Origin of the sequence: Pseudoxanthomonas sp. PXM02, assembly GCF_014851805.1 — a bacterium.
GTDB lineage: Bacteria > Pseudomonadota > Gammaproteobacteria > Xanthomonadales > Xanthomonadaceae > Pseudoxanthomonas_A.
The window spans coordinates 755982-779257 of sequence record NZ_JACVAK010000001.1 but is presented as its reverse complement, the minus strand read 5'-3'; the positions used below and the strand labels follow the sequence as shown (position 1 = coordinate 779257).

Genomic DNA, 23276 nt, shown 5'->3' with positions numbered 1-23276 from the left:
CTACGCAGCCGACGGCGAGGCGGGGAGTAACAAGATCGTCGTGAATCCGACCAGTGGCGACGCCACCCACCGTTGCGCGCGGGCGCGGCCGATGGCGCGAACCTGGCCGGCGGTCTCCATGATCGCGAGCGCGCGTTGCACGGCGCGCTGGCTGTCGCCGGTGGCCAGCGCCAGTGCCGAGGTCGACCACGCCATGCCGTCGGCGAGCAGGCCATGCAGCGCGCCCTGTTCGCCCTCGACCGGCGGCGCCAGCACCACCACGCCGCGTGGACCGTGTGGCACGAGCTGGAAGCCGCGCGCGGTGGCGGGAAGGTCGGCGAAGGGCGCGAGCAGGCGGCGCAGGCGCCCGATTTCCACGCGCAGCCGGGCGCGGTGGGTCTCGTCCGGGTCGCGCGTGCGGAAGACGCGCGCGATCAGCGCCGTGCGGTCGACATCTCCAGGCCAGCCGAGGGCGAGCGCGCGCAGCAACGCGAACAGCACCGGCCGCCGCGCGAGTGTTTCCACGGCGTTGGCATCGCGCACGGTGTGGCGCACGGCATCGACGACCAGCGCACCGGAGGCGAGCAGGGCTTCCACTTCGTCCAGCGTGACCGGTTGTTCGTGGCCGGCATGCAGGATGCGCGCGGCGGGGCGCTGCAGCAGGGATTCGAGCTGCGCGATCTCCGCCGTCAGCGCCGGAATGCGCGCATGCGCCGCGGCGGCCTGCGCGCGTTGCAGGGCCAGACGCGCCTCGCGCGTGCGCAGCGAGCGCATCGCCAGTTCCGCCGCCGCGAGGCCGGCCAAGGCATGGTGCGAGGCCGGCGCGCCTTCCAGATCCAGCCCGGCCAACGCGGCGCGCGCGGCATCCAGTCGCCCGAGCAGCAGCGAGCGGCGCAGGGCGATCAGCTGCGCATGGCGGGCATTGGCGTGGTCGCCGCGGGTCGACAGGACGAGGGCGGCCTCGTCCAGGCGCTGCGGCGTGGTGCCGAAATCGCGCAGGGCGAGGGCGACCTCCGCTTCGGCGACCACACAACGCGCGCGTGCGAGCGGCTCCCGCGGACCGAAACCGCGCACAGCACGGCGCAACAGGTCGCGCGCGCGCGGGTAGTCGCCCAGTTGCGCCATCGCGATGCCCCGCAGCGCCAGCGCCGCGGGATCGTCGCGCCAGCCCACGTGCTTGAGCGCGCCGAGCACATCGCCGGCGGTCAGTGCGCGTCCGGCGGCCGCGATCAGGGAGTCCATGCGCGCAGGCTACCGTGGACGCGCGTGGTCGTGGTGTGCCGGGCCGCGACTACGCGGCTTCCAGCTCCCGCCGCATGCGTGCGTAGTCGCGCCGGTACTGGCGTGCCAGCTGCGCTTTCTTCGTCGCACTGAGGATGCGGCCGGAGACCTGGAAGAATTTCTTCTCTTCCTCGCGCAGGTGGTGGTGCACCTTTTCCGACAGCTCGCGCGCTTTCTTGAGCCAGGCAGCGTAACGGGGATCGAGCGACTGGATGTCTTCCACCAGTTCGTCGATCTCGTGGTGCTCGTGAAGTGCATGGCGTGAGGAATTCAGTCCGCGGTCGTCCATCAGGATGGGCACGTAGAGGAAGCGTTCCTCGGCGGCGGCGTGCGCGGCCAGTTCGATGCGCAGGGCGGTGAACAGGTCCAGCCGTTCGCGCGTGCCGGCTTTCGAGCGCAGCAAACGGCGGCACAGCGAGCGCTGCGCTTCGTGGCTTTCGTGCAGGGCGTCGTAGATGGACTCGGGCATGGTGCGCTCGCGATGGCTGGCGGAGCGCCAGCGTCCGTCACGCCGTGTGGAAGCCGCGTTAACGGCTTATCGCGGACACTGGCTGTCCACAATGCGCGTGGATACTGCCGCGACCATCACCGGAGGGCGTTGCCATGGAAACGAATGAACTGCATCGCGGTCGCCTGATCGACCATATCCAGCTGGTCGTGCGCGACCTGGGCGCCAGCAAGGCGTTCTACAGCGCGGTGTTCGAGACGTTGGGCGTGCCGATGGGCGGCGAGGACGAGGGCTACTTCTGGGCCGACGAACTGTTCGTGTCCACGGCCGATAGCGAGGCCGCGCAGGGCGCACTCACCGGACGGCATCATCTGGCGTTCCAGGCCAACGACCGGGCTGCGGTCGACGCGTTCCATAAAGTGGCGCTGGCGAACGGCGGCACCGACAACGGCGCGCCGGGTGAACGTCCGTACCATCCGGGTTACTACGCGGCCTTCGTGCTGGATCCCGATGGCAACAACATCGAGGCGGTCTACCACGGCGAAGCGAAGCGCAGTGCGCCTTCGGTGAAGATCGAGTTCTGATCGCCCCTGTCCTTCTCCCCGCATCGCGGGGAGAAGGTGCCCGAAGGGCGGATGAGGGGCAGCGCGCCGAACGTGGAAGCATCGCGAACCTCGGTCATCCTGCCTCCGTTCGCCCCTCACCCGCCTTCGGCACCCTCTCCCCGTTGCACGGGGAGAGGGGACGGTTTGCTTACAGGAACATCCCGCCCGACGCTTCGATGCGCTGTGCGTTGACCCAGCCCATCCCTGGCGACAGCAGCGAGGCCACCACGCCGCCGATATCGTCCGGCAGGCCGACGCGGCCGAGCGCCGTCTGCGAGGCGACGAATGCGTTGAGCTGTGCGTTGTCGCGTACGGCGCCGCCGCCGAAGTCGGTTTCGATCGCGCCGGGCGCGACGATGTTCACCGCGATGCCGCGCGCGCCGAGCTCCTTGGCCTGGTAGCGCGTCAACACTTCCATTGCGCCCTTCATCGCCGCGTACGCGGCGTAACCGGGCAGGGCGAACCGCGCCAGGCCGGACGAGATGTTGACGACGCGTCCGCCGTCGGCGATCAGCGGCAGCAGTGTCTGGGTCAGGAAGAACGGGCCCTTGAAGTGCACGTCCACCAGTGCATCGAACTGCTCGCGCGTGGTCTCCGCAAAGCCGGCGTGTACGCCCATGCCGGCGTTGTTGACCAGGTGGTCGATGCAATCGCGGTTCCATGCGGTGAGTTGCGCGCGCACGGCGTCGGCGAAGGCATCGAAGGTGTCGCTTTGGCCGACGTCCAGCGGCAGTGCCGAAGCGCGCTGGCCGAGGGCTTCGATCTCCGCGACGACCGCGTCGGCTTCGGCCTGCTGGCTGCGATAGGTCAGCAGGACGTCATGGCCCTGGCGGGCGACGGCCAGCGCCATGTTGCGGCCCAGGCCGCGGCTGCCGCCGGTGATCAGGGTGAGGGGGGAAGGGTTGGTGCTCATGGCAGGTCTCCAGTCGGGGAAGGCGGTGGATTCACCGTGGAAGCACTGTATTGGGTCGCTGAGTGTGGATAAATCGGCTTAAACTGATTGGACCGTTCGCCATTGGCGAACAATACCGGGAGCTGCCGTGAACCGCCTCGACGCCATGCAGGCCTTCGTCCGGGTCGCGGAGATGGCCAGCTTCACCCGGGCTGCCGACAGCCTGGGCCTGCCCAAGGCCAGTGTGTCCACCGCCGTGCAGCAACTGGAAGCCTGGCTGGGCACGCAGTTGCTGCACCGGACCACGCGGCGCGTGCAGATGACCCAGGACGGTCAGGCGTTCTACGAGCGCTGCCGCGACCTGCTGGCCGACATGGACGAGGTGCAGCACCTGTTCGCGCGCACACCGCAGGCGTTGCGAGGTCGCCTGCGGGTGGATATGCCGGCGCGCTTCGCGCGGCACTTCGTGTTGCCGCATCTGCCGGACTTCCTGCAGGCGCATCCGCAACTGGAGCTGGAGCTGAGTTGCACGGACCGTCGCGTGGATGTGGTGCGCGAGGGCTTCGACTGCGTGCTGCGGGTCGGCACGCTGGCCGACACCAGCCTCATCGCGCGACCATTGGGCCAGTTGCGCGTGGTGACCTGCGCCAGTCCGGCTTATCTGCAACGCCACGGCGTGCCGTCGTCGCTGGACGATCTGGAAGGGCATCGCCTGATCCACTACGCCAGCACCTTTGGCGGCAAGCCGGAAGGATGGGAGTACTGGGACGGCACACAGTTCGCCAGCCTGCCGATGCCGGGCGCGCTGACCGTCAACAGTTCCGACGCCTACGAGGCGGCGTGCATGGCGGGACTGGGTCTGATCCAGGCACCGATGGCCGGCCTGAGCACGCTGATCGAGCAGGGGCAGCTGGTGGAAGTGTTGCCGCAGTACCGCGCAGAACCGATGCCGGTGACGCTGCTGTACGCGCACCGCCGCCACCTGCCGCAGCGCGTGCAGGCATTCATGGCGTGGCTGACGGAGACCTCGCGTCCGTACCTGGATGCCTAGCGCGCGTCCGTCTCCGGCAGGCCTCCGCATTGACGCGCCGTGGAGCGCGTCAGCAGAATCGATGCCAGGGGAGCGGCCGTCGCGCGCGTTGCATCGCCGGGCTGCGTGGTTCTATACAGGGAAAGGGAGTGTCGCGGATGACGATCGTGCGCGGGTGTTTCGCGGCCTGCGTGTTGCTTCTTCCCCTGGCGTCGCTGGCGGCCCCGAAGGACTGGAAGACCTTGTCCGAGCAGGAGCGCAAGTCGATCGTGGGCAAGTCCGCGTCGATCGTCGTGCACGAGCCGAGGGAGACATCGCTGTTCGGCGTGCGTTTCATGGTGACGTCGGACGAAGAGAAGGAGCGCATTGGAGTGCTTCTCGCGGACCCCGAAGGCCGCATCACCGACCGCCACCAACAGGGCAGTGCACTGCTGACATTCGACATGGGAGATGCGGCGATTCCGGTATCGATCCCCGGTCTTGTCGATCCCGCGCCTGCGATGGCAACGGACCTGCTGCAGCACCTGAAGACCTTGGGCGTGATCGCTCACGAACCTGCCGCATCGCCGGTCACGCTGCCGGCGACGCTGCCGCGGGGTATCTTTGTCGCGGACACCGACGTGGATGAACTGATCGCCAGGAGTGCCGACACGGATCTGGTGCTCGACGTCCAGACGCACGCCTGGCAGATATCCCGCAATACACGGCTCACCGGCATCTGGTTCACCTACATCAGCCGGATGACGCTGTTGGACAAGCGGACCGGAACGGTACTGCTGGAACGCGATTGTTCTGCATTCGCGAGGCACAAGGCCTCAGAAGTCAGCGCGCTGGTCGACTACCTGGCCGACGACATGGCGATGCTCAAACGCGATGTGCAGGATGTCGCCGGGCAGTGCAAGGCCAGGTTCATCGAATTGCTGTGAGTGTCCGTGCTGCCGCGTCACTGCGCAGGGTCTTGATCACACGGCGTGGCGGCCATGCGCATCGGCCGTCACCCGGCGCTTCACCAGTGCGCGGAAGAACGGGCCGGTCAGCAGCGTCGACAGCACCGCCAGCGTGACCAGCGCAGCGAAGGCATGTTCGGACAGCAGGCCCTTGTCGCGCAGGATGGTGGCCGCGACGATTTCCATCAGGCCCTTGCATTGCAGCAGCGCGCCGACCGCGAGCGTCTCGCGGCGAGACAGCGTGGAGGCGGGCGGGCACAGCAGCACGGCAGCGAGCTTCGCCAGCACGGCCAGCACCAGCAGGGCCAGCGAGGCCTGCAGCGAGGCCCAGCCCAGCACGCTGCCGTCGATCTTCAGGCCGCTGTGGCCGAAGAACAGCGGCGCGATGCCGATCAGCGCGAACTGGCCCATGCGCTCGACCGGCAGTCGCTTCGTCCACGTTGACGGCACCATCGCGCCGCCGAAGTAGGCGCCCAGCAATGCATGCAGGCCCAGGTGCGAGCTCGCCCACGCACCGGTGGTCAGGAACACCGGTAACGCCAGCCACACGAGCCACGCCGGCGGTTCGGCGCGCAGGCGTTGCGCGAGCGTACCTGCGGCGGCAAGCACCACGAGCACGCCCATCGCGACCCCCGTGAGCGACGACGCGCCGTCCAGCAGCGAGCCGCCTTCCGCCGCGATCAGCAGCAACGCCAGGCCGGTCCACAGCACGGCGTCGTCGATCACTGCGATGCGCAGCGCGAGGTGGGTCAGCGGGCGGTGCAGCGGGCCGAGTTCGCGCACGATGCCGATCAGCACCGGCAGTGCGCTCACGGCCAGGCACAGGCCGATCGCCAGCGCGCCCATCCAGGCGCCGCCCTGCGGTGCGGCCCAGCCCGGCAGGCCGGTGAAGTAGTAGTGCGCCGCCAGCGTGCCCAGTGCGAACGGCAGCAGCAGCGCCATGCCGGCGCTGGCGATGAAACGCATCGCCTGTGTGCGTGGCAGCGGGGCGGCATCGGGCGCGCTGGGCAGGTGCGCGGACTGCCGCGTCTCCAGGCCCGCGGTGAACGCGAGCAACAGCACGCCGAGGAAGCCGACCTGGTCGCCGAGCGTCGACGGCACGCCCCAACTCGCCGGCAGCGCACCGGTGGCCGCCAGCAGCAGGCCGATGACGATGGGAATGACCGCGATCGGAATCGATCGCCCCAATGCACGCCAGACGACCCAGGCAAGGCCGATGAAGATCAGTGCGTCGAGGGCGAAGGCGAGGGGACCGGGCATGGCGGCGATGATAGCGGCAGTCCATGTCTCTGCATCGCCACCGCGCCGTGGCCTGCGTCAGCGCGGCATCAGGGGCTGGTCGGCACGCAGGTCAGTTCCACCACGATGCGTCCACCCGCCGGCAACGTGGGCAGCACGACGCCGGCGCCGGACTGCAGCGCCGACACGGCGATCGGACCGCTTGCCACGCCGCCGGGGCACAGCGCGCCCCCCGTGCCCTCGCAGGTCGCGGTTCCCGGTGCAGGCGCGGTCAGGCACTGCAGGTTGGCCACCGCGGGGTCGCGCAGCACCGTGCCGTTGGCGGCGGCGGGACCGGCGTTGTCGATCGTCAGCGTGAACTCGACGGGTTCGCCCGCATTGACCTGGGCCGCGCTCGCCGTCTTGGTGATCGAGACGTCGGCCTGGTTGGAGACGGTGACCGACACCGTGTTCGAGTTGGCGGTCCTGGCCTCGTTGAGCGACGCCGAGACATAGGCGGTCTGGCCGGTGTTGGGGATGACCGTGTTCTGCGGTGCGGTGGCGTTCACCTGCACGCGGAATCGCAGGCTGCCGGTGACACCCGGTGACAGCGTGCCGCCCACCAGCCCGTTCGCGCCGGTCCCCAATCGGAACACCACGCGGTTGTTGGCGCTGTCGAAGTTGGCCTGGTCGTCGCCGACAGCATCGCTCTTGGCGCCGGCGTTGGGACCGGACACGATCTGCAGCGACCCGGGCACGTAGGTGGTGTTGGGTGGAATGGGGTCTGTGACCACCACCTGCAGCGCACCGTCATTGCCGGTGTTGCCGTAGGCCAGTGTGTACTCGAGGATGTCGCCGGTGCCCACGGTGCCACCGTTGAGGTCGGTCACCGACTTGATGAAGTTCGAATCGATCACCGGTTCGAACACCACTGTCGAGAACAGGATCGCAGCCGGGAAGTAGGTCTCGCCGCCGGTGGTGAAGGTCAGCGTGGCCGAGGTCGCGTTGTTGGGCAGCAGCGTGGTGTCGAACAGGTCGGCGTCGAAGCCGAGCTGGTTGGTGTAGTTGGGGCTCTTCGCGGTGAAGTGGGTGCCGCCGCTGCTGATGGTCGAGTTGAAGGCGTTGTTGGTCGGGTTGAGTCCGTTGCTGAGGTTGGTGCCGTTGACCTGGAAGCTGTCACCGGTGCTGTCGAGGTCGCCCTCGTAGGCGACGAACCCGACCCGCGAGTTCACCGTGCCGGTGGGGGGCGTGCGGAATCCGCTGACGGAGGTGGTGATGGCGGTCGGGGCACTGCTGTTGATCGTGGCGTAGCCGTCGAACACCACCATGTTGCGCGGTGGCAGGGTGGGGTTGGTCACCACCACCACCAGCGACCAGCCGGCGTAACGGTCGGTGCCGCGGCCGGCCTGGATGCCGGACACCTTGTAGATGCCGGAGCCGCCGGCCTGGACGCGCGAGGTGACGTCGGCCATCGCGGAGAAGCGGGTGCCGCTGACGTCGACCGTGGTCGCGGTGGTGTTGGCGTAGCCGGAGGCCGGGGTGGCGAAGCGCACCACGTTGCGGCTGGCCGGCACGGGCGCCGCGCCACCGCCGCCACTGCTGGTGTCGGCGCCCCAGTAGAGCCCGGCGAACACCACCGTGCTGCCGCCGGGGATGTTGAGCGTGGCAGTGGAGGAGTTCTGCGGCGACACGGTGACGTTGTCGGCGTTCACCCACTCCATCGAGAAGCTGTTGTTGTTGAAACTGCCGCCGCCTTGGGCGCTCGTGCAGTTCGCGGCCGAGGCCGGGCACGTCATCAGCGTGTTGCCGATTACCAGCAGGTCGCCGCGCGCCGTGGTGCTGTAGCGGGGCGTATAGCTGCGGACCAGGGTGGAGGCCTCGGCGACGGTGGAGGCCAGCAGGCTCGCGAGGCAGGCGAGAACAATCCAGAAGGGGCGCGTCCACGATGCCGTCGTCTGCATGCAGATAGTGCTGGTTCGCAGGGCCGAGCGCCCCGTCACGTGATATCACAGTGATCTGTGAAGACGTTTTTACATGCTGCACCGTTCAGCAAGCGACTGCATGTTGTTCAGAAAACACGAGGCCCCGACATGCGGGGCCTCGCGGGTACGACGAGGGTGGACGGCTTACGCCTCCACGTCTTCCTTGTAGGCATCCACCGGGATGCAGGCGCACATGACGTTCTTGTCGCCATAGACGTTGTCCACGCGCGAGACCGGCGGCCAGTACTTCTGCAGCTTCAGCGTGGCCAGCGGGAACGCGGCCAGTTCACGCGGATACGCGTGGGTCCACTCGCTGGCCATCACCATCGTGGCGGTGTGCGGCGCGTTCTTCAGCGGGTTGTCCTCGCGATCCAGGCGACCGTCCTCGACGGCGCGGATTTCCTCGCGGATCTCGATCATCGCGTCGATGAAGCGGTCCAGCTCGTGCTGCGATTCGCTTTCGGTCGGCTCGACCATCAGTGTGCCGGCCACCGGGAAGCTCAGCGTCGGCGCGTGGAAGCCGAAGTCGATCAGGCGCTTGGCCACGTCCTCGGCGCTGATGCCGGTGCGGTCCTTGATCGGGCGCAGGTCGAGGATGCACTCGTGCGCCACCAGCCCGTTGCGGCCGGTGTACAGCGTCTCGAAGTGCGGCTCCAGGCGCTTGGCGATGTAGTTGGCATTGAGCAGGGCCACCTGCGTAGCCTTGCGCAGGCCAGCCGCGCCCATCAGCGTGATGTACATCCAGCTGATCGGCAGGATGCTGGCGCTGCCGAAGCTGGCTGCGCTGACCATGCCTACATCGCCTTCGCCGCCGAGCTTCTTCGGCAGGTACGGCGCCAGGTGTGCCTTCACCGCGCACGGGCCGACGCCGGGGCCGCCGCCGCCGTGCGGGATGCAGAAGGTCTTGTGCAGGTTGAGGTGCGAGACGTCCGAGCCCCACTTGCCGGGCTTGGCCACGCCGACCAGTGCGTTCATGTTGGCACCGTCGGTATACACCTGGCCGCCGTGCTGGTGGACGATGTCGCAGATGGCGACCACGTCTTCCTCGAACACGCCATGCGTGGACGGATAGGTGATCATGATCGCGGCCAGGCGGTCGCTGTACTTCTCGGCGGCGCGGCGGATGTCTTCCACGTCGACGTTGCCGTTGGCGTCGCACTTGGTGACCACCACGGTCATGCCGCACATCTGCGCGCTGGCCGGGTTGGTGCCGTGCGCGGATTCCGGGATCAGGCAGATGTCGCGATGGCCTTCGCCGCGTGCGCGGTGATAGGCACGGATGGCCAGCAGGCCGGCGTATTCGCCCTGCGCGCCGGAGTTCGGCTGCAGGCTGACGGCGTCGTAGCCGGTGCACTCCACCAGCATCGCTTCCAGTTCGTCGATCAACTGCGTATAGCCCTGCGACTGCTCGACCGGCGCGAACGGGTGGATGTTGCCGAACTCCGGCCACGTCACCGGGATCATTTCGGCGGTGGCGTTGAGCTTCATGGTGCAGCTGCCCAGCGGGATCATGGTGCGGTCCAGCGCCAGGTCCTTGTCCGACAGCGCACGCATGTAGCGCAGCAGTTCGTGCTCGCTGTGGTGCGTGTTGAACACCGGATGGGTCAGGAAGTCGCTGCTGCGGCGCAGGGCGTCCGGGATCAGCGACGGTGCGCTGGCATCCAGCGCATCGACCGACGGCAGCGCGACGCCTTCACCGGCGAACACGGCCCACAGCGCCTCGATGTCGGCGCGGGTGGTGGTTTCGTCCAACGAGACGCACAGCGAACCGTTGCCGCGCACGCGCAGGTTGAGTCGGGCGGCACGGGCGCGGGCCAGGATGGCATCGCGCGCGTCACCGGGTTCGACGCATAGTGTGTCGAAGGCGCTGGCGTGCACCGCCGGATAACCGAGCGTGCGCAGGCCATCGGCCAGGATGGCGGTCAGGCGGGCCACGCGGCTGGCGATGCGCGCCAGGCCTTCGGGGCCGTGATAGACCGCGTACATGCTGGCCATCACCGCGAGCAGCACCTGCGCGGTGCAGATGTTGGACGTGGCCTTCTCGCGGCGGATGTGCTGCTCGCGCGTCTGCAGGGTCAGGCGGTACGCCGGCTTGCCTTCGGCATCGACCGATACGCCGATCAGGCGGCCCGGCATGCTGCGCTTGTAAGCATCGCGGCAGGCCATGAAGGCGGCGTGCGGGCCACCGAAACCGAACGGCACGCCGAAGCGCTGCGAGTTGCCGACCACGATGTCGGCGCCCATCTCGCCCGGCGGCTTCAGCAGCGTCAGCGCCAGCAGGTCGGTGGCGACGACGAACAGCGCGTTGTGCGCGTGGATGGCGTCGGCGTCCTTTGCCCAGTCGGCGATCCAGCCGCTGGAAGCGGGGTACTGCACCAGCACGCCGAAGTAGTCGCCGGCGGCGAGCTTCTCGTGGAAGGCGTCGGTGGAGCGCACGAGCTCGACGGTGATGCCCAGCGGTTCAGCACGGGTGGCCAGCACTTCCAGCGTCTGCGGATGGGTATCGCCGGCGACCAGGAAGGTGTTCGACTTCGACTTGGCCGAGCGCTTGGCCAGCGTCATCGCCTCGGCGGCGGCGGTGCCTTCGTCCAGCAGCGAGGCGCTGGCGATCTCCATGCCGGTCAGGTCGGTGACCATGGTCTGGAAGTTGATCAGCGCTTCCATGCGGCCCTGCGAGATCTCCGCCTGGTACGGCGTGTAGGCGGTGTACCAGGCCGGGTTCTCGAGGATGTTGCGCAGGATGACCTTCGGCGTGTGCGTGCCGTAGTAGCCCTGGCCGATGAAGCTGCGGAACACCTGGTTGCGGTCGGCGACGGCGCGGATCTTCGCCAGCGCCTCTTCCTCGTTGATCGGGGCAGGCAGGGCCAGCGGCTGCGCGGACTTGATGCTGCCCGGCACGATGGCATCGGTCATCGCATCGAGCGAGGCGTGGCCGACCACGTGCAGCATGTGCGCGATCTCGGCGTCGTTGGGGCCGATGTGGCGTTCGAGGAACGCGCCGTGGTGTTCCAGCTCGCGCAGGGAGGGGGTGTTCGACATGGGAGGCATCCGGGAAGGGCAATGAGGACCGGCGCGCGGAAACCGCGCGTGGGATGCCCCTCTGTCCTTTTGCCTGAGAGTTTGGAAGCGCGACGACGAGGAAGTCGCGTGCTTCGTGCCCCTTCGGCGCCGGCGCTGCCACGAGGACGGCCGGTCTCTCCAGAGTGTTTGCAGCAGGGGTGGTATCGGGCCTGAGCGATTACGGGCGTTTGCGCCTTCGGCAGCACGTCGCGGGCGACGGGCTTCTCCCACCGGGTCTTGCCGGCGGATTATAGCCCGGCGGGACGGGCCACCGGCGGTTTGGGCGTACCATGTGCAGCCCGGCGCGGCCTGTTCATGAAGCCTGCGCCGTGCCTGTCCGGAGTTTCCCCGCAATGAGTGCCCCCCACACGATCTCGAACCGCCGCCTGGCCCTGCTGCTCGGTGGGCTGGCGATGTTCGGCCCGTTCTCGATCGACACCATCTTCCCGGCGTTCCCGGCCATGGGCGCGTACCTGGGCGCGGACAAGGTGGCGATGCAGCAGACGATCAGCGTCTATCTGCTGACGTACGCGCTGATGAGCCTGGTGCACGGTCCGCTGTCGGACACGTTCGGGCGTCGGAAAGTGATCCTGGGCGGCCTGTCCGTGTTCCTGCTGGCGTCGGTGGGCTGCGCACTGGCCACCGACATGGCGACGCTGCTGCTGTTCCGTGCCGTGCAGGGCCTATCGGCCGGCGTGGGCTTCATCGTGGGACGTGCGGTGATCCGCGATGCGCGCGATGGCGACGATGCCCAGCGGCTGATGAGCCAAGTGTCGATGATCTTCGGCATCGCCCCGGCCATCGCGCCAATCGTCGGCGGCTGGATCCTGGGCTGGAGCGCATGGCCGATGATCTTCTGGTTCCTGGCCGGGTTCTCGCTGCTGCTGATGGTGGCGGTGGTCGGCTGGCTGCCGGAGACGCATCCGCCGGAAGCGCGGTTGAAAGTCTCGCCCCGCCACCTGCTGCGCGACTACGTGGGCATTGCACGCAATCCGCGCTTCCTGCGGCTGGCCGCGGCGGGCTCGCTGAGCTTCGGCGGGCTGTTCCTGTACATCGCCTCGGCGCCTGCGTTCGTGATGGACCTGCTGCACCTGGACGAACAGCAGTTCGCCTGGTTGTTCCTGCCCACCATCGGCGGCATGGTGCTGGGCGCGTTCCTGTCGGGGCGTGCGGCCGGACGCATCGAGGGCACGCGTCTGGTGAGGATCGGCTACGCCTGCATGGCCCTGGCGATGGTCGCCAACGTCGGCTACAACGTCTGGGCCGGAGACGACATCCACGTACCGTGGGCGGTGTTGCCGATGATGCTGGCGGCGCTGGGCGTGGCGCTGGTGTTTCCCATCCTGACGCTGGCGATCCTGGACATGTATCCGCGCCAGCGGGGCGCGGCGTCGTCACTGCAGGCCTTCAGCAACCTGATCATCAACGCGGTGATCGCCGGTGTGCTGTCGCCGCTGTTGAGCCATCATGGGCTGCATCTGGCGCTCGGCATGGCCGGCTTCGTGCTGCTGGGCTGGCTGATGTGGCAGTGGGAGTCGCACGCGCATCGCCGTAGGCTGGCATGCCCGAGCAACGCCGCTGCGCTCGAGCCCACCGATCAACTCTGACGTCCTGCGAGAACCCCCATGTCGATCCAGTCCAAGGCCCGCCGCGAGGCGAAGAAGCGCAAGGCGACCAAGGCGCACAACCAGGCGCGCGCGAATGCGCCCGCCATCGAGCCGCATGCCGAGCTGCGCAATCCCGAGGGCGAGCTGCTCGCCGGCGTCGTGCGCCAGGCGGACGTATGGGTGCTCGGCATGGACGGCCGCATCGCCGGCAGTTCCGACAGCGCTGCCGAGGTGCTGGCGATGATCAAGCAGGCTGCCGCGCTGCATGAAGCGCAAGGCAATGCGGTGCGGCTGGTGTACTCGGACGAGCTGCGCGACACCGCGGTGATCGAAGCGGCGGCGCAGGGGCAGACGCTGGAAGAGTTCGAAGCGCAACTGGCCGAGCAGATGAAAGCGCGCAAGCCGGATGCGGCGCCGGACGTCAACTGAGGCGCCGCAGTGAACGTGGGTGTGGGAGCGACGTAAGTCGCGATTGATCGAGGTCGGAATTCCCTCTAACCCGACATGCGTTCGCGACTTACGTCGCTCCCACAGGTGGCCGCCTGTGGCGAAACCATGCCGCCAGTCCCGCCAGCGACAGCACCGGCAGCCATACCCATCGTAGTTCCGACAGCAGGACGTCCACGCCGCGCGCGCTGAAGAAGCGGTTCGCGAACGGCGACACTTCGATCAGCCGCCATGGCGCGAAGTGGCGCGCATCCGACCACGGCCAGAACAGCGCAACCCCCAGGCCGCCGTCGGTCAGCATGTCGAGCAGCGGATGCGAGGCGGCGGACAGGGTGACGAACAGGAAGGCCGTGATTGCTGACGTCCTTAGCCAGCGCGCACCGCAGGCGGCAGATGCGCCGCATGCCAGGGCGAAGAGCAATGAATGACTCGCGCCGCGATGGCCGAATGCATGTGCGTACTCGACGCCCAGCTTGAAGCTCGCCACGTCAGCGTCCGGCTACACCGTGGCGACCATGCCGATAGCCACCAGCTTGGGCGGCAGTCGCTTCGTGCCCAGCGCGATGCCGGCCGCCAGGGGCATCAGGGCATGGGTGAAGAGGGTCGGCATGGTCGCGGTCAGCAGTGTGTTGCCGCGAGACTCGTCGGGTTCTGTGTGTTCACGATGAAGCCGGTGACGCGCGCAAGAAAAAGGCCGGCATGAGCCGGCCTTTTTCTTTATCCGGACGTCCTGGCTCAACGTTCGAGGGTGCCCCCACGCAGCGGCGTTGCCTGGCGTTGGCGTACGGCAGGCGTCGAGGTCCGCGCCGGCGTAGCGATCACGGGCGTTGACGTGCGTGCCCCCTGGCCTTGCGCGACCGCGCTGTTGGACGAACGCACCAGAGGCTGCGAGCCGTTCTCGCGCACCGGATCGGCGGCGATCCACTGCTTGATCTGCGGGAACACCAGATCGAGTCTCGAATAATGGTCGCGATTCATCTCGTCCGTCAGGCTGCCGCTGTTGGAGCACAGCGCATCACCACCGTACAGGCCGCCACGCAGGCGGTAACTATTGTCCGCGTGCAACGTAAATAGGCCGGATCCGCTGCTGCCGCCTTCGGTGGTGCCTTCCAGCCAGCCTACGGTGAACTGCTCTGCGTAGAAATCGGTGAGATGTTGGCCGCGCGAGTATTTCTTCGCGTCCCCTGCAGGATGGTGGATGGCGATCACCTCGGCGTTGGCGGCCAGCGTGCTGGCGTCCCATCCCGCGAAGGTCGCGTTCGCGGGCGCGGGATTCTTCAGGCGCAACAGCAGCGCATCGACATTGGTGTCGACGAACAGAAGGTCGGCACCGCCGGTCAACGGATTCCTCCTTCGACCGTCGACGGTGCTGCAACCGCTGTTCTCGTAGCCCCAGTAGGTGTTGAGCGTATTGGCCACGGTCTGGCTTTCGATGCAATGGGCCGCGCTGTAGAAGTAGGGGACCTGCGTGGTCGCGGTCGTATCGTTGAGCAGCGTGCCGGTGCAGATGTAGCTACTGCCACCTTCCACGTAGACCATGTGGGCGACCGCATTCTTCGCCTGCACGTAGGCCGGTCCCAACTGGCTGACGCGGCAGACCGCGTTGATGTTGCAACTGCCGGACTCGCCGACCTTTTCGATGATCTTGAAATCGTTGCGGCTGTTGGCCAGCAGGTGCGAGGCCTGTGGCGCCTGCAGCTTCGCCTGGGTCGCCTTCACGTGCGCAGGGCGGTAGATCTCGATGATCTGCGTGGCACCGTCGGTAGCGGGCGTCCAGTACATGCCGGCATCGTCGGCCGAGGCCTGTGCTTCTGCTGCCGTCACTTTCGCGACGACGCGTGCAGGCTCATCGGAGCCGGCGAACCGCAATTCGACATGCGGATGCAGGTCTTTCACCTGGACGCCCACGCGAAGCCCCAATGCATCCGGTGATCCCACCTGCAGCCGGGCGACGGCGCCGCCCGTTGTCAGCGGCACCCACCGCAGTACGGGCGTCGTACGCGCGATCCCTTCACTGGCGAGCTTGCGTCCGACCCCGATCTGCGTGGCCTTGATCCGCTGGCTCGCATTCCTGCGCTCCAGCTCCACCAGACGCATGACAGGGAGATCGCCGTACTGCTGCTGTGTAGCGCTACGCGCCGGAAACGACGCCAGTTTCCACACCGGTGCCGCCTGCGCTGGCGTGCGGCTGGCTTCGCCAGCGACCTGGGTGACCCCGGCGATCGCGCCCAGGGGGGCGGTGAGCACCAGCAGGCCAAGGGCGTGGAGCGACTTGCGTTGTTTCATGCGGATAACGTCCTTGCCGAGCGTTGTCTTGAGAAGCGGGCGGGCCGTTGAGTGCCCGACCGCCTCGCGTGCTTACGGTTTAGCGGGTGCTGCGGCCGCGGTGGCGGGCGCCTGCCAGCCGCACGTCTGGCCTTCGTTCTGCTGCTTCAGCCAGTCCTGCAGCGGCGCGAAGTACTCCAGCACGGCGCCGGCGTCCATCTTCTCGGTGCCGGTCAGTTCCTTCAGCGTGCCCTGCCAGGGCTGGCTGGCGCCCTTCTCGAGCATCGCCCAGAACTTCTGGCCCGCCGCCTTGTTGCCGTAGAAGCTGCAGTTGTACAGCGGGCCCTTGTAGCCGGCCGCGTCGCACAGGCCCTTGTAGAACTGGAACTGCAGCACGTGCGAGAGGAAGTAACGCGTGTAAGGTGTGTTGCCCGGCACGTGGTACTTCGCACCCGGATCGAAGAAGTCCTCGCCGCGCGCGGTGGCGGGTGCCACGCCCTGGTACTTCGCCTTCAGTTCCCACCACGCCTTGTTGTAGTCGGCCGGCTTGATGCTGCCGTCGAACACGCCCCAGCGCCAGCGGTCGATCATCAGGCCGAATGGCATGAACGACACTTTCGCCAGCGCCATGCGCATCTGCGCGTTGATCAGCGCTTCGTTGCTCTGCGCGGTGGCGTCCACCATGCCGATCGACTTCAGGTAGTCCGGCGTCATCGCCAGCACCATGGTGTCGCCGATGGCTTCATGGAAACCGTCGTGCGCACCGGTCTGGAACAGCGGCGGCAGCTTGTTGTAGGCCAGGTAGTAATAGACGTGGCCCAGCTCGTGGTAGATGGTGGTGAAATCTTCCTCGTTCGGCTTGATGCACATCTTGGTGCGCACGTCGCCCGTCATGTTCATGTCCCACGCGCTGGCGTGGCAGACCACGTCGCGGTCCATCGGCTTGATGAACTGCGTCTTCGTCCAGTAGCTCTCCGGCAGCTTCGGCATGCCGAGGCTGGTGTAGAAATCCTGCGCGCGTTCGGTCATCTGCCTGGCGACCTGCAGCTGCGCTTCGCGTTCAGCCTGGAACAGCTTGTCGGTACCCGGGCCCGGGCCGGCCTTGGCCAGCGCGGCCTGGTAGTCCGCCTGGTACTGCTTCTCCAGCGCGCCCGTGATGTCCAGGCTGCCGGCGCCCTTGTACGGCTCCAACACATCCCACAGGTTGCCCCAGTCCTGCTGCCACATATTGCCCATCAGGTGTGCGGGCAGCAGGCCGTTGACCTGGCCCTTCTCGACGCCGTAGGTCGCCTGCAGCTTAGTGCGCGTGTAGCAGTGCAACTGTTCGTACAGCGGCTTGACCTGGCCCCACAGGCGGTCGGTCTCGGCGGCGATTTCGGCCGGCGTCATGTCGTAACCGCTGCGCCACATCTCGCCGGCATCGGCGAAGCCCATTTCCTTCGAGCCTTCGTTCACCAGCTCGACGAAGCGCGTGTAGTCGCCGCGCATCGGCTGGGCGATGGTGTGCCAGCCCTGCCATGCGTCCAACTGTTCGTCGTAGTTCCGGCTGCTGCGCAGCACGTCTTCCAGTTCACCCAGCTGCCGGCACTTCTGCGCCGCGCCTTCGCCGGTGCAGTACTTGCCTGCGCCGTAGGTGCCTTCCATCTTGGTGGCGATCTGGGTCAGTTCGGCCAGCTTGGCCGGATCCTTCGGTGCCGGCATCGCGGTGGCCAGCTTCAACAACTGGATGGCACGCGCGGTTTCCGGGGACATCTGCTGGCCTTCGAACTTCTTCGCCTGCTCGATCCAGCTGTTGAGTTGGGTCAGGTAGCGCTCGTTGCCCTTGGCGGCCAGCAGTTGGCTGTCGTCGTTGATGTAGGTACTGGACAGCCACTGCGCGGCCGTCAGCTCCGGATACATCTTCTTGAACTCGTCGTTGACGCGCGCAATGAACTGGTCGGCGGTCTCGCCCTTCGGTGCGGCCGGTGCGGCGGCCGTATCGGCGGCAGGCTCGTCCTTCTTGCAGGCGGCGAGCGTGGCGACGCTCGCGCCGACGGCGAGGGCGAGCAGGAGGTGGCGATGCTTCACGGGACGTCCTTCAAGGTGCGCGGGCGCAGGAATCGGAAGGGTAGTGAGAGCGGGGGAGGGGGTGCAAGTGCGGCGTCCGTTTCCCTTGTAGGAGCGACGTGAGTCGCGACCGTCCACCTTCCGGCGACGTGAAGGCCGGTGGATGCAGTTACGACAGGCCTATGGACGCCGATATCGTGCGGTCGCGACTTACGTCGCTCCTACAAGGTGCGCCCTCAACGGTACGGCAGGCCCCGCTCCCGCAGGAACGCCCGCGCATCGTCCGCATCCTGCTCGAACCACGCCTGTGTGGATCCCAGGCGGTACGTGTAGCCCCACGCATCCATGTCGGCCATCAGGCGTGCGCGCCCGACACCGGGGAGTTCGTCGGCGAGGATGATCTGCAGGCAGCAGGTGGCGTCCTCCTCGATCACCGAATCGGTGGCGTCGGTGTGCACCTGGGCGCGCCGTTCCGGCGGTAGCACGATCAGGTGGCACGCCTCGTGCAGCATCGAGTGCACGGGCGTGTCGCCGCGCACGTAGACGTTGTGGGCAATGACGCCGGCCTCCGGTTCGCCCCAGTAGCTACCGGGGATGGGCGCGCCGTCGTCGACGCGATGCAGTTGCAGGCCATGGCGGGACAGCAGGTCTGCTGCGGCGGCGAAGGGCAGGGCGGAGACCTGCATCACCTCGGGTTCGACGGTGTCCGCGACAGCGTTCATGGCCGTTGTATCGAAGAGGGCGGAGCGGATGTCCGCCCCCGTCGTCAGTTGTTGCCTTCCGGCAGCGCGACCGAGATATCCAGCACGTCGTGGTCGCCGTCCTTGATCAGGTCGACCTTGACCGCGTCGACATCGACGTTGACGTACTTCTTGATCACTTCCAGCAGTTCACGACGCAGCAGCGGCAGGTAGTCGGGCGCGCCGCGTGAGCTGCGCTCCTGCGCGATGATGATCTGCAGACGGTTCTTCGCGGTCTCGGCGGTGTTCTTCTTCGCCTTGAGGAAATCGAACAGGCCCATGCTCAACCTCCGAACAGCTTGCTGAAGAAGCCTTTCTTCTCCAGGGTGATGAAGCGCATCGGGCGGTCTTCGCCCAGCAGACGGCCGACGGTGTCGTCGTAGGCCTGGCCGGCCGGCGATTCCAGGTCCAGGATGACCGGCTCGCCCTTGTTCGACGCGTTGAGCACGTCGCCCGATTCCGGAATCACGCCGAGGGTCTTAAGGCCCAACACGTCTTCCACGTCCTTGATGCTGAGCATCTCGCCGCCTTCCACGCGCGCCGGGTTGTAGCGCGTCAGCAGCAGGTTGGCCTTCAGCGGCTCACCGTTCTCGGCGCGGCGGGTCTTGGAGTCCAGCAGGCCGAGGATGCGGTCGGAATCGCGCACCGACGAGACTTCAGGGTTGACCACCACGATGGCCTGGTCGGCGAAATACATGGCCAGGAAGGCGCCCTTCTCGATGCCGGCCGGGGAGTCGCAGACGATGTAGTCGAAACCGTCGTCGGACAGGTCCTTCAGCACCTTCTCCACGCCTTCCTTGGTCAGCGCGTCCTTGTCGCGCGTCTGCGAAGCGGCCAGGACGTACAGCGTCTCGAAGCGCTTGTCCTTGATCAGCGCCTGCTTCAGCGTGGCCTCGCCCTGGGTGACGTTGACGAAGTCGTACACGACGCGGCGCTCGCAGCCCATGATGAGGTCGAGGTTGCGCAGGCCGACGTCGAAGTCGATGACCGCGACCTTCTTGCCGCGACGCGCCAGGCCGCACGCGATGCTGGCGCTGGTGGTGGTCTTGCCGACGCCGCCCTTGCCGGACGTGACTACGATGATTTCAGCCAACGGTGTTCTCCTTGGTCGTTCTTATGTTCGGGTAGTGCCGCGCGTCAGTCCTGCGCGGCGATCTTGAGTTGGTCCTGGTCCAGCCAGATCTGCACGGCCTTGCCGCGCAGTTCCTTGGGTACTTCCTCCATCACCTTGTAGTGGCCGGCGACGGCGACCAGTTCGGCATGGAATTCACGACAGAAGATGCGGGCGTCGGCATTGCCGCGCGCGCCGGCGAGGGCACGGCCACGCAACGCGCCGTAGATATGGATGGAGCCGTCGGAGATGACCTCGGCGCCCGCGCCCACGGTGCTGAGCACGGTCAGGTCGCGGTTCTCGGCGTAAAGCTGCTGGCCGGAACGCACGGGGGTCTTCTGGACCAGGCCTGGCTTGACGTCCACAGCCTTCGCTGCCGGTGCAGAAGCGGCCGGGGCGGGTTCGGGAGCTGCCCGCGCAGGAGCAGGAGCGGCTTGTGCCACCGGCTCGTACTGCGCCCGGAACTTGGCCAGCAGCGGCAGGCCGAGCTGTTCGGACAGGGTTTCGGTCTCGCGGGTGCCATAGGCCAGCGCCACCGGGATGACGCCCGCGCCGCGCAGGCCATCGATCAGGGCGCGTGCGGTGGCGGTATCCGGCAACCGGGTCAGGCCGCCGAAATCGACGATCACGGCCGCGCGGCCGAACAGCTTGGGCGCCCGTTCGACGCGTTCGCGCATTTCGCGGATCAGCTGGTCGACGTCGAGGGTACGGATGCGGAGGTTGGCGATGCCGACCTGGCCGATCTTCAGTTCGCCGGCCTGTTCGTAGTCCATGGAGGCTCGCGTCACGCTCATGTACCGGTCGGCCGTTGTGCGCTGGCGTCAGCCAGCAGGCGGGTGCGGGTCCACGGCACGTCGGGCAGGGCATCGCCGTAGGTGTCGCGCACCCACGGGTAGCTGCAGAGTTCCTTCATCAGCATGCTGGCGCGGACTTCCGCCTCGGCCATGACGTTCTGGCCCACTTCGCGGAAGCCGAAGCTGCCGTGGAAGAGCAGGGCCGGATCGGCGCCGTGGTCGAGGAAGACTTCGCAGGCCAGCTGCGGGCAGCGCAGTTCGGCGAAGCTCTGTACGTCGGCGTAGAACGCGCGACCAACGCCACCGCCGCGACGGCGGCTGGCCACCACGATGCGGTCGATATAGAAGAACTGGGGATAGCGCTCGCGGAACCAGGCGAAGTTGCTGCTGTCGTGCGCGGCGCCGGAACCGAAACCGACGAGGAAGCCGGCGAGGTTGCCGTCGCGCTCGGCGACGCGGAAGTACTCGGCCGTCTCGTAGAAGCGGCGGACCTTGGCCGAATCCAGCGGCAGGATGGCCAGGCCGGCATTGTTGTTGAGGGCTAGGACGGAATCCAGCTCGTGCTCGCGCACGTCGCGGATGACAATCGACATTACCTGACTCCGAACGGGTCTTGCAGGGCGGCACATGGCCGAGGCCGGATTATCGCATGGGGCTGCGGTGACCGGCGAGGCGCGGGTGAGCCGGGGATGAACCCGGCTGCCCTGTGTTCCAACGGCGGCATGACTTTAGTTGGGACATGGGCGAAGGCGATTCCGCCTAAGATGCCCGGATGTTGGGACGACTCAGCCATACCCGCCTGCTGCGCGCCGCAGGCCTCTACACGTGGGCCCTGGTGGGCATTCCCATCATCCTGAACGTGTGGGTGCTGCCGCCGTCCAGCGGGACGGACGGGCATGGCGTGAACCTGCCGCTGACCGCCGTCTGCTACTTCAGCTTCGGCGCCGTGTACTGGCTGGCCACGCGGGCCCTGGACGGGCGGCGCGATGGCCTGCCGCTGGGCTGGAATGTGCCGCTGGCGATGGTGCTGACGGCAACCGCGATCGGCGTGGGCTTCTACACCCAGACCGGCTTGGGCGCCGTGTTGCTGCTGATCATGGCCGGGGTGCTGCCCTGGCTGCTGGAATTGCGTCTGGCCGTGGCCTGGCTGCTCGCCGCGCACGTGCTGCTGGTGCCGTCGTTCATGGCGCGCGACGACTTCAATTTCTGGGAAGCGCTCTTCCAGTCGATGTTCTACGTGGGATTCTCGGCCTTCGTGCTGATCACCACGTACGTCGCACGCCAGCAGGCGCAGGCACGCGAGGAGCAGCGCCGGCTCAATGCCGAGTTGCGAGCCACCCGCGTGCTGCTGGCCGAAAGCGCCCGCGTCAACGAACGCACGCGGATCTCGCGTGAGCTGCACGACCTGCTGGGCCACCACCTGACCGCGCTCAGCCTGAACCTGGAGGTGGCCGGCCATATGACGGAAGGGCGCGCCCAGGAGCACGTGCGGCAGGCACACACGTTGGCGCGTCTGCTGCTGACGGACGTGCGCGAGGCCGTCAGCCAGCTGCGCGACAGCGGCTCGATCGACCTGGGTGCCGCGTTGATGCCGCTGGCGGAAAAGGTCCCGTCGCTGGCCATCCACATGGACATCGAAGAGCCGCTGACGCTCGAGGACCCGCACCGGGCGCACGTGTTGCTCCGCTGCACGCAGGAAATCATCACCAACGCCGTCCGCCATGCCGGTGCGCGCCACCTGTGGCTGCATTGCCGGCGGGATGGCGCGAGGATCCTGATCGACGCGCGCGACGACGGCGCAGGCAGCCAGCATGTGGTGGCAGGCAACGGCCTGACCGGCATGCGTGAGCGCCTGGCCCAGTACGGCGGTGAACTGCGCATCGAAACGCGGGCAGGGAAGGGCTTCTGCCTGTACATCGCCCTGCCCGTCACCGAGGCGGCCCCGGCGCTCGCCCCTCTTTCCGTTCCCCAACCCGAACCCACACCCGAGCTCAGCTCCGGAGGACCCCCGTGATCCGTGTCTGTCTGGTCGACGATCAAACCCTGGTGCGCCAGGGCATCCGCTCCCTGCTGGCGCTGGACGACGGCATCGAGGTCGTGGCCGAGGCCGCGGACGGCAAGCAGGCCGTGGACCTGGTCCCGCAGATCAAGCCCGATGTGGTGCTGATGGACATGCGCATGCCGGTGATGTCGGGCCTGGAGGCTCTGCAGGCACTCTCTCGCGCCGGTCAGTTGCCGCCCACCATCATCCTGACCACCTTCGACGACGACCAGTTGGTCCTGGCCGGCCTGAAGGCGGGCGCCAAGGGGTACCTGCTGAAGGACGTCTCGCTGGAACAGCTGGTCGGTGCCATCCGCACGGTCGCCGACGGCGGTTCGCTGGTGCAGCCGGCCGTGACCCAGCGCCTGCTGTCCGGGCTGGAGCACATGCGCAACGAGTTCGTCAGCCTGGATCGCCCGGATCCGCTGACCGACCGCGAAACCGAGATCCTCCGCCTGATGGCCAGCGGTTTCTCGAACAAGGAGATCGCCAACTCGCTGGGCGTGGCGGAGGGCACCATCAAGAACCACGTCTCCAACATCCTGTCCAAGCTCGGCGTGCGCGACCGCACCCGCGCGGTGCTGAAGGCCTTCGAGCTGCAGCTCGTCTGAGGCGAGGAGGCCCGGCCCGGTGCAGCGCGCCGAGCCTCCCGGGCGTCTCCGGCCCAACCACCGGAATGCCCGCCGCTGCAGCGCAACAGGGCCGTTGGCGTGCCGGCAGCGTGCGCCCGCGTACGTGCCGGAATCGGGCGGCCAACCGGTGTCAGATGGGCTGCCCGAAGCC

The 23276-nt window shown here is 67.5% G+C and carries 20 protein-coding genes, 1 pseudogene and 1 riboswitch; of the genes and pseudogenes, 7 read left to right on the top strand and 14 right to left on the bottom strand.

Features of this window, described 5'->3' with window-relative positions; genetic code table 11:
- Together IB225_RS03680 and IB225_RS03675 are read right to left on the bottom strand one after the other, a co-directional pair.
- The gene (locus IB225_RS03680) at positions 1-1221 is read right to left on the bottom strand and encodes a helix-turn-helix domain-containing protein (protein ID WP_192309831.1); all 1221 of its coding nucleotides are present in this window, start codon (positions 1219-1221) and stop codon (positions 1-3) included.
- A gap of 49 nt (positions 1222-1270) precedes the next feature.
- Entirely contained in the window at positions 1271-1729 is a 459-nt protein-coding gene (locus IB225_RS03675) for a hemerythrin domain-containing protein (RefSeq protein ID WP_192309830.1), read from the bottom strand.
- Between the two features lie 134 nt (positions 1730-1863).
- Between IB225_RS03675 and IB225_RS03670 the strand changes: the two genes are divergently transcribed.
- A complete protein-coding gene (locus tag IB225_RS03670) occupies positions 1864-2292 on the top strand; it encodes a VOC family protein (protein WP_192309823.1) in 429 nt (142 codons plus the stop codon).
- A 169-nt stretch (positions 2293-2461) separates the two neighbouring features.
- Here IB225_RS03670 and IB225_RS03665 read toward each other — a convergent pair whose 3' ends face one another.
- The gene (locus IB225_RS03665; protein ID WP_192309822.1) at positions 2462-3226 is read right to left on the bottom strand and encodes an SDR family oxidoreductase; all 765 of its coding nucleotides are present in this window, start codon (positions 3224-3226) and stop codon (positions 2462-2464) included.
- A gap of 127 nt (positions 3227-3353) precedes the next feature.
- Between IB225_RS03665 and IB225_RS03660 the strand changes: the two genes are divergently transcribed.
- Complete coding sequence (locus IB225_RS03660; protein ID WP_345776565.1) at positions 3354-4256, top strand: LysR family transcriptional regulator; 903 nt, start codon at positions 3354-3356, stop codon at positions 4254-4256.
- A 137-nt stretch (positions 4257-4393) separates the two neighbouring features.
- Complete coding sequence (locus IB225_RS03655; RefSeq protein ID WP_192309820.1) at positions 4394-5161, top strand: hypothetical protein; 768 nt, start codon at positions 4394-4396, stop codon at positions 5159-5161.
- Positions 5162-5197: 36 nt separating this feature from the next.
- Here the strand turns inward: IB225_RS03655 and IB225_RS03650 are convergent, their stop codons facing one another.
- From IB225_RS03650 to gcvP, 3 genes are all read right to left on the bottom strand, one after another.
- Positions 5198-6442, bottom strand: coding sequence for a cation:proton antiporter (locus IB225_RS03650; RefSeq protein WP_192309818.1), 1245 nt, complete (start codon positions 6440-6442; stop codon positions 5198-5200).
- A 68-nt stretch (positions 6443-6510) separates the two neighbouring features.
- Positions 6511-8361, bottom strand: a complete 1851-nt coding sequence (locus IB225_RS03645; protein WP_192309816.1) for a DUF11 domain-containing protein — start codon at positions 8359-8361, stop codon at positions 6511-6513.
- 165 nt (positions 8362-8526) lie between these two features.
- Positions 8527-11430 carry an aminomethyl-transferring glycine dehydrogenase gene (gcvP, locus tag IB225_RS03640; protein ID WP_192309815.1) on the bottom strand — a complete coding sequence of 968 codons (2904 nt, stop codon included), beginning with the start codon at positions 11428-11430 and terminating at the stop codon, positions 8527-8529.
- A gap of 42 nt (positions 11431-11472) precedes the next feature.
- Positions 11473-11594: riboswitch (glycine riboswitch) on the bottom strand.
- A 201-nt stretch (positions 11595-11795) separates the two neighbouring features.
- Between gcvP and IB225_RS03635 the strand changes: the two genes are divergently transcribed.
- Together IB225_RS03635 and IB225_RS03630 are read left to right on the top strand one after the other, a co-directional pair.
- Positions 11796-13049, top strand: coding sequence for a multidrug effflux MFS transporter (locus IB225_RS03635; RefSeq protein ID WP_192309813.1), 1254 nt, complete (start codon positions 11796-11798; stop codon positions 13047-13049).
- 18 nt (positions 13050-13067) lie between these two features.
- A complete protein-coding gene (locus tag IB225_RS03630; protein ID WP_192309811.1) occupies positions 13068-13478 on the top strand; it encodes a hypothetical protein in 411 nt (136 codons plus the stop codon).
- A gap of 88 nt (positions 13479-13566) precedes the next feature.
- On the opposite strand, the pseudogene IB225_RS03625 reads toward IB225_RS03630, so the two are convergent.
- The 8 genes and pseudogenes from IB225_RS03625 to IB225_RS03590 all read right to left on the bottom strand — a co-directional run bounded on the left by IB225_RS03625 (position 13567) and on the right by IB225_RS03590 (position 21045).
- A pseudogene (locus IB225_RS03625) lies at positions 13567-14106 on the bottom strand (metal-dependent hydrolase).
- A 125-nt stretch (positions 14107-14231) separates the two neighbouring features.
- On the bottom strand, positions 14232-15782 hold the full coding sequence (locus IB225_RS03620; protein WP_192309810.1) for a hypothetical protein: 1551 nt from the start codon (positions 15780-15782) through the stop codon (positions 14232-14234).
- 72 nt (positions 15783-15854) lie between these two features.
- A complete protein-coding gene (locus tag IB225_RS03615; protein ID WP_192309808.1) occupies positions 15855-17828 on the bottom strand; it encodes a M2 family metallopeptidase in 1974 nt (657 codons plus the stop codon).
- A 215-nt stretch (positions 17829-18043) separates the two neighbouring features.
- Complete coding sequence (locus tag IB225_RS03610) at positions 18044-18529, bottom strand: hypothetical protein (protein WP_192309806.1); 486 nt, start codon at positions 18527-18529, stop codon at positions 18044-18046.
- 44 nt (positions 18530-18573) lie between these two features.
- Complete coding sequence (minE, locus tag IB225_RS03605; protein WP_093486953.1) at positions 18574-18828, bottom strand: cell division topological specificity factor MinE; 255 nt, start codon at positions 18826-18828, stop codon at positions 18574-18576.
- A gap of 2 nt (positions 18829-18830) precedes the next feature.
- Positions 18831-19640: a septum site-determining protein MinD gene (gene minD, locus IB225_RS03600; protein WP_192309804.1), complete on the bottom strand. Its 810-nt coding sequence runs from the start codon at positions 19638-19640 to the stop codon at positions 18831-18833.
- A gap of 44 nt (positions 19641-19684) precedes the next feature.
- Positions 19685-20446, bottom strand: a complete 762-nt coding sequence (minC, locus tag IB225_RS03595; RefSeq protein WP_192310840.1) for a septum site-determining protein MinC — start codon at positions 20444-20446, stop codon at positions 19685-19687.
- 2 nt (positions 20447-20448) lie between these two features.
- Positions 20449-21045 (bottom strand): GNAT family N-acetyltransferase, encoded by a 597-nt coding sequence (locus IB225_RS03590; RefSeq protein ID WP_192309803.1) that lies wholly within the window; start codon positions 21043-21045, stop codon positions 20449-20451.
- A 179-nt stretch (positions 21046-21224) separates the two neighbouring features.
- Between IB225_RS03590 and IB225_RS03585 the strand changes: the two genes are divergently transcribed.
- Both IB225_RS03585 and IB225_RS03580 read left to right on the top strand, forming a co-directional pair.
- A complete protein-coding gene (locus tag IB225_RS03585) occupies positions 21225-22466 on the top strand; it encodes a sensor histidine kinase (RefSeq protein WP_192309801.1) in 1242 nt (413 codons plus the stop codon).
- Positions 22463-23104: a response regulator transcription factor gene (locus IB225_RS03580; protein ID WP_192309800.1), complete on the top strand. Its 642-nt coding sequence runs from the start codon at positions 22463-22465 to the stop codon at positions 23102-23104. The genes IB225_RS03585 and IB225_RS03580 overlap by 4 nt, the downstream gene beginning before the upstream one ends.
- Positions 23105-23276 lie beyond the last annotated feature (172 nt).